Raw genomic sequence first — 7434 nt, forward strand, 5'->3', positions numbered from 1 at the left:
CTCTATGTTGATAACGTGGCAAGATTAACATTATAGACGGCTTAGGTATATGCTATTCAAGGAATTATCACCATACTGAAACGTTAACTTAAGATAACGTTTCAGTATGGTAAAAGCTGGGTACGCCTACTTTTTAATTTTGGTGAAGATGTGCCATTCTTCTTTGATATTACCCTTAAATCCAACAACGGAAGCAACAACTTTTCGATGTAGTGCGTGATTGATTTGGGTGTCATCACTGCTGAATTCAGAATCACCATGACCTACGATGCTGACTCTAGATGGCTGAATACCGTTGCTAATTAGCGCTCGTCTTACATGTGATGCACGTTCTTTCGAAAGCTTTAGGTTATGTTCCGCGTTACCTACTTTGCTGGCATAACCTTGCAATTCAATGCTGGTACTTTCGTAGCGCTTTAAAAATGCCGCCATTTGGCGTATCTGCCCTAGAAAGACAGGGTTTATTTCCGTTGAATTATTAGCGAAGAGTATATGCAGCTCTTTCTTTTCCGATGACTCGAAATATGATCCACAACCGTCGTTATCGATCTCGGCACCAATTTGTGTATCGGGACATAAATCTCGCGCGTTTATTACACCGTCATTGTCATCATCTTGAAGATCGTAAATTTGAGTGACCGGCGGTAGAGCGCGATATTCGAATTCATCTTCGTTGTTTTCAGCTAAAGCATTGGCAGATACAACCATGAAGCAAAGCGATAATACTGTGTTGGTAAGCTTCATTAATATTCCACCTTTTCATTCCATTCTTCTGGGATCTCAACTCGTAAACCGATGAGTAGGTTACCAGTTGCGTTCATTACGCGATATTTTGCGTATTGCTCGTCATACTTAGCATCTAAATAGCCTTTACGAGCTTCGAATAATTCATTCTCAGTGTTAAGTAAGTCGAGAAGGGTACGTTTACCGATACGGTATTGTTTCTCATATGAGATTACCGTGTCTGATGCCGAGTCTACGTGGTCAGATAGGAACTCTTTTTGCTGAACCGTTAAATCAAGTGCGCTCCATGATAGACGTAGACTCTCTTCTACATTGCGGTAAGTACTTTCGCGAAGGTCCTTGGCTTTGTTGAGTTGGTAGGCTGCACTTTCTGTGCGGTCTTGATCCGAACCACCATTGTAAAGGTTGTATCTTAAACGAACCATGGCAGAAAACTCATCGCTGCTGCCTTCTGTACCACCGGCGTCATCACGCCAAGTTTGAGCGGCTTCAAAAGAAACAGTCGGGTAGTTGGTACTCTTAGATTGTTTGTATTGGAACTTCGCTGAGTCAACATCGGCTTGTGCAATCTTAATGACTGGATGCTGGTTAAACGCTTTTGCCAACGCACCATCAACGGTATAAGGAATTGCACCCGCATCTGCGCGAGGGAAAGTTAACCCTAAAGGAGATTGACCAACAAGTCTTTTAAACTGAGTATGCGTATCAAAAAGGTTGTTTTGAGCAGCAAGCAAATTCCCGTGCGCTTTCGCAATACGAGCTTCAACTTGTGACATATCTGCGGTTGAACCAATACCTGATTCCACGCGCTTACGAATATCGTTATATATCTCTTTGTGCGTCGCTAAGTTACTTTCCGAAAGAGAAAGCACTTCATAGGCTTTCACTGCATCAAGATAAACCTTTGTTACTTCTAAAGCGATGTCTTGCGCGTTAGATAGTAGTTGATAGCGCACGGACTCTGCATCAGCCGCAGTACGGTCAATATCATTGGATGTATTAGCGCCATCCCATATTAACTGGGTCAAGGTGATCGTTGCTTCTTTTCTAGTCAGATCGGTAGTGTCTTGGTTGGTTGCTAGATCAGTATGTTCATAACCAATCCCACCATCTAAGTCTATACTTGGTCGATAAGCACCACCAGAAGCGTCGTTAAGATAACGCTTACTGATATATTCGTTATAAGCACTTTTGATTTCAGGGTTGCTTTCTAATGTAAACGCAACGGCTTGCTCTAAGGTTTGTGCTGTTGTCGGCAAACTTAGCGCTATAGCTAACCCTAATGTTGTCGTTTGAATGTAATTCAATTTCCATCTCTCCAAATTGGACTGCATCTAAACCTACGCTTTTTAATGTGCTAGATACGAAATTTAGATGAACCGCCAAAAAAATAACGTTCGCTCGAGAAGCTACCGTAAATGGTTGTAAAGTTGTTAACAGTTTGCTGTGCGTTTTATGATGATTTTGAGAACGTCAATTTTACGTTTTTAGCTCTGTTATTTTTCGCAAACACAATAACTTATATTGATAGTGTGAGCACTTTCATTATTGTGTGATGTGATCAGCGTCATTACCTTGTCACTCGGTATGTTAAATGTACGATTCATAACTAGGAATTATGTGATGTTAAATGTTATATTTCGGCTAATATTATAAATAAGATGTCACAAAGTTGACGTGACAAGCGAAAATGGTTTTTAGGGGTTGATATGGACATTACAGCATTGAATTTGACCGGTGCTCTTGCATTGGGTCAGCGCATTGTTATTTCAGTTGATGGCACGGTTAGAGTACTCGAAGAGGGAGAGCCTCTACAGGCTGGAGATGTAACTCTTGAATCTCAAAATGGACCTAATGAACCTCAGGTATCAGTTAAGCGTTTTTCACCTGAAGACGGTGAAGTTGAACTAGACCAGGATATCGCAAATATTTTTGCCGCATTAGAAGAAGGTGAAGACCCTACTGAGTTAGGAGATGAGTTCGCTACCGCTGCTGGTCAAAATGGTTCTAGCTTGGCAACTAGTGGGACTGTAGAGCGAGACGGTGAAGAAACGATCCCAGCAACCGAATTTATAACAACGGGATTTGAAGCGCTGGGCATGTCGCGAACTCAAAGCCTGAGCCTTCTAGAGCAATTCCGTTTCGTACAACAAGAGCCAATCTTTGTAGACCTTTCTTTTAGCGCGCTTGAAGATGCACTAAGTGCATCTGTTCCAGAAGATACTTTGTTAAGCGGCCAGTTAACTGCGACCGATGCAAATAATGACCTTCTTACCTTCTCAGTTGAATCGGGCCCTTCTAACGGTAGCCTTACCCTAAATGAAGATGGCTCTTGGCAATACACTCCAGATGCAAACTATAACGGTCCAGATAGCTTCCAAGTTATCGTGACGGATGAAACTGGTCTGACAGACACGTTAACTGTCACAATTGATGTTACGCCAGTGAATGATGCGCCAGTAGCAGAGCCTAAGGACCGTTCCTTATTAGAGGACCAGGTTATTAGCGGTAGCATCAATGCTACGGATGTAGATCAACCTGTAGGTGAACCACTAGTGTTTACTACGGACACCTTAGTTGAAGGTCTAACTTTAAACGAAGACGGTAGTTATGAATTCGATACGTCTTCTTATGGTTATCTATCCGAAGGTGAAGAACTAAAGATTGAAGTACCAGTCACAGTAACTGATGACCAAGGTGCAACTGATACAACAACGTTAATTATCACAGTCACAGGCACTAATGACCTTCCAATCGCAAACGCCGACACTAGTGCAGTGGAAGAGAACAGCACAGTAACCGTTGATGTATTGGCTAACGACACCGATTTAGATGATGGTGCGACCTTTACCTTAGACAATGTGAGCTCAGATAAAGGTCTGGTGACCATCGTTAATAACAAACTTGTGTTTGAAGCGACTGGCGAAGATTTTGATCACCTGCCAGCCGGTGTAACAGAGCAAGTTGTGGTGACGTACACGATGAGCGATGAAAGTGGCGAGCCGATCACATCGACCGCGACTATTACTGTCACCGGTACTAACGATCTCCCAATTGCCAATGCAGACTCTGGGGCGGTTCAAGAGAACAGCACCGTAACCGTTGATGTATTGGCTAACGACACCGATTTAGACGATGGTGCTAAGTTCACTTTAGACAGTGTGAGCTCGGACAAAGGTCTGGTGACTATCGTTAATAACAAACTTGTGTTTGAAGCGACTGGCGAAGATTTTGATCACCTGCCAGTAGGTGTAACAGAGCAAGTCGTGGTGATGTACACCATGAGCGATGAAAGTGGCGAGCCGATCACATCGACCGCGACTATTACTGTCACCGGTACTAACGACAGGCCAATCGCTCGCAATGACAGTGGGTCTATTAACGAGGATGCGACTTTAGCAGTAGATGCATCAATAGGGTTACTGAAAAATGATAGCGATATTGATGGCGATAACCTCGAAGTCATTGGTATTCGGACAGGTGCTGAAAATGCATCAAATAGCACAGCTGGAACTGTAGGATCTGGATTAACCGGTAGCTTTGGCACTCTGATTGTTAACGAAGACGGTAGTTACAACTACGTTGCTGATAATGCGGATAGCTTAAAAGCTGGTGAGCAGGTGTCTGAAACGTTCACTTATACGATAAGTGATGGTAAGGGGGGGATGGATACTGCGACCTTAACTATTACGGTCACTGGCACAAATGATGGACCAAAAGCAACTGATGATAGTTACAACGAAAGTAGCGAGACGTTACTTTTCTCCGAGTCATTTGAACAAATGATAAACACTGGCAGATGGACAGTTGTGACTGGTGATGATCTTGGCGACTGGAATGCGACCAACGGGCTAGAGGTTCAGCGTGATGGTCTAATTGCTGATGCAACTCATGGTGACTATCTTGCTGAACTCGACGCTCACAAAAACACTGAAATTTCAACGATTATAGACACTTCAGGTCAAGATAGTATTCGGGTTGAATTTGACTATAACCCTCGCCAAGATGGTAACTCGTCTTCTGATATGGTCTTTAAAATCGGTGACACCTCGGTCACGGTACATGCGGATGGGACCCTTTCCGGTGCTAATGGACTTGATATTCAAATAAGCCTACCAGATGCTAATGGTTGGTACCGTGTTACCGCCGAGCTGGAGGTGCAAGCTGATAGTACGGAGTTAGCATTTGCAGGAGATGGTGCTTCAGATAGTCTTGGGGCTTTGATTGACAACGTTATTGTAACGGGGATCAACCAACCTGAGCTCGTTACGCGTGAAGATGAGCCTATTACGATCCCATTCGCAGAGTTGTTAGCGAATGATACTGATATCGATGGTGATGTTCTTTCAATTGTTGTTGGTTCAATAACGTCTGAGGTCAATGGCACATTATCGGTTGACTATGTAAACGAAACGATCACATTCACACCAGATCAAGACTACAACGGTGAGGCCACATTCCAATATACAGTCACTGATGGAAATGGTGGCGAAGACCAAGCGACAGTGACATTAAATATCACACCTGTAAACGACGCGCCCGAACTCAATGTCGATACCGGCGAGGTTGGTGAAGACGCAACTTTAACCGTTGGTGCTGGTAACGGTTTACTATCCAATGACTCCGATGTCGATGGCGACTCATTGAACGTCACGGGCATTTTGAACGGCATCACGGGCACCGCGACCGCCGTGGCAGAGAGTGGCGACACGGTGATCAGCAATGATTACGGCACATTGACCATTCGTGCTGACGGTAGTTACAGCTTTGTGGCGGACGGCAGTGATTCTCAAGCGTTGGCAACAGAAGCGACCGCGGAAGTGGTGTTCACCTACACCGCGAGCGACGGCACGGTCAACCAAACCAATACCTTAACCATTACCGTGACAGGCACCAACGATGCGCCTCAGTTAACCGCCGATGTGGGCGCGGTGAATGAAGACGCGACCTTAACGGTCAGTGCAGAACAAGGCGTTTTGGCCAATGACTCCGATGTCGATGGTGACTCATTGAACGTCACGGGTATTTTGAACGGTACCACGGGCACCGCGACCGCAGTGGCAGAGAGTGGCGATACGTTGATCAGCAATGATTACGGCACATTGACCATTCGTGCCGATGGCAGCTATAGCTTTGTGGCGGACGGCAGCGATTCTCAAGCGTTGGCCACAGGAGCGACCGCGGAAGTGGTGTTCACCTACACCGCGAGCGACGGCACGGTCAACCAAACCAATACCTTAACCATTACCGTGACAGGCACCAACGATGCGCCTCAGTTAACCGCCGATGTGGGCGCGGTGAATGAAGACGCGACCTTAACGGTCAGTGCAGAACAAGGCGTTTTGGCCAATGACTCCGATGTCGATGGTGACTCATTGAACGTCACGGGTATTTTGAACGGTACCACGGGCACCGCGACCGCAGTGGCAGAGAGTGGCGATACGTTGATCAGCAATGATTACGGCACATTGACCATTCGTGCCGATGGCAGCTATAGCTTTGTGGCGGACGGCAGCGATTCTCAAGCGTTGGCCACAGGAGCGACCGCGGACGTGGTGTTCACCTACACCGCAAGCGATGGCACGGTCAATCAAACCAATACCTTAACCATTACCGTGACAGGCACCAACGACGGTCCAGTAGCGATTGATGACACATATGAAACTCATAGTGAGACGCTGCTCTTCTCTGAGTCCTTTGAAAACATGACAAACACAGGTCGTTGGACTGTAGTAACTGGCGACGAACTAGATGATTGGGAAGCAACAAATGGTCTAGAGATTCAGCGTGACGGTCTCATAGCTGAAGCGACAGACGGTGACTACCTCGCTGAGCTTGATGCTCATCAAAACACCGCGATCACAACAAATATTAATACGTCAGACCAAGATAGCGTGCGTGTTGAATTTGATTACAACCCTCGACGAGACGGTAATTCATCTTCTGACATGACGTTTAAAGTCGGTGACACGTTAGTTACTGTTCACGCAGATGGATCTCTATCGGGTGCCGACGGACTTAATGTCCAAATAGGGCAACCTGACGCAAATGGTTGGTATAAGATCACGGCTGAGTTCGAAGTCCAAGGGGACGTTACGGACCTTACATTTGCAGGCGCTGGAGCTTCAGATAGCTACGGTGCGTTGTTAGATAACATTACAGTGACAGGTATTAATCAATCTAAACTTGTTCCTGCTGAAGACACGTCTATCACGATTTCTTTTGATGAATTGTTAGCGAATGATACTGACATTGATGGTGATGAGCTCTCAATTGTTGTGGGTTCAATTACCTCCGCGACTAATGGTGAGCTGTTTGTCGACTACACAAACAATACAATTATATTCACACCGGATACCGACTATAACGGGGAGGCAACTTTTAAATATAAAGTGACCGATGGGAACGGTGGGGAAGACGAAGCAGAAGTTACGCTTAATATTACTCCTGTGAACGATGCACCAGTGCTGATAGGTGATTTGTTGGGTGAAGTGGATGAAGAAGGCAGCTACACCATTACGGCTGAGGACTTAGGCTACACGGACGTTGACGATACAGACACAGGCGTGACCTTCACGGTCGGCAACGCGAGCAACGGCACAATCTTAGTGAACGGCGTCGCGTCGAGCAGCTTCACGGTGGCGCAGTTGGCGGCGGGTAAAGTGACGTTTAAACATGACGGCAGCGAAA

Annotated in this window: 3 protein-coding genes; 1 reads left to right on the plus strand and 2 read right to left on the minus strand. The window is 45.7% G+C overall.

Translation table 11 applies throughout. The features are described 5' to 3' along the window. Nucleotides 1–126: 126 nt before the first annotated feature. Both AB6D06_RS07620 and AB6D06_RS07625 read right to left on the minus strand, forming a co-directional pair. Nucleotides 127–744 carry an OmpA family protein gene (locus tag AB6D06_RS07620; protein WP_017062306.1) on the minus strand — a complete coding sequence of 206 codons (618 nt, stop codon included), beginning with the start codon at nucleotides 742–744 and terminating at the stop codon, nucleotides 127–129. Continuing rightward, nucleotides 744–2051 (minus strand): TolC family outer membrane protein, encoded by a 1308-nt coding sequence (locus AB6D06_RS07625; RefSeq protein WP_017062307.1) that lies wholly within the window; start codon nucleotides 2049–2051, stop codon nucleotides 744–746. The genes AB6D06_RS07620 and AB6D06_RS07625 overlap by 1 nt, the downstream gene beginning before the upstream one ends. Nucleotides 2052–2453: 402 nt before the next feature. On the opposite strand from AB6D06_RS07625, the gene AB6D06_RS07630 reads away from it, so the two are divergent. Then, a partial coding sequence (locus AB6D06_RS07630; RefSeq protein ID WP_372110093.1) for a tandem-95 repeat protein occupies nucleotides 2454–7434 on the plus strand: 4981 nt, incomplete at its 3' end.

This window comes from Vibrio sp. 10N.239.311.G01 (assembly GCF_041465805.1).
GTDB classification, from domain to species: Bacteria; Pseudomonadota; Gammaproteobacteria; order Enterobacterales; family Vibrionaceae; genus Vibrio; species Vibrio crassostreae_C.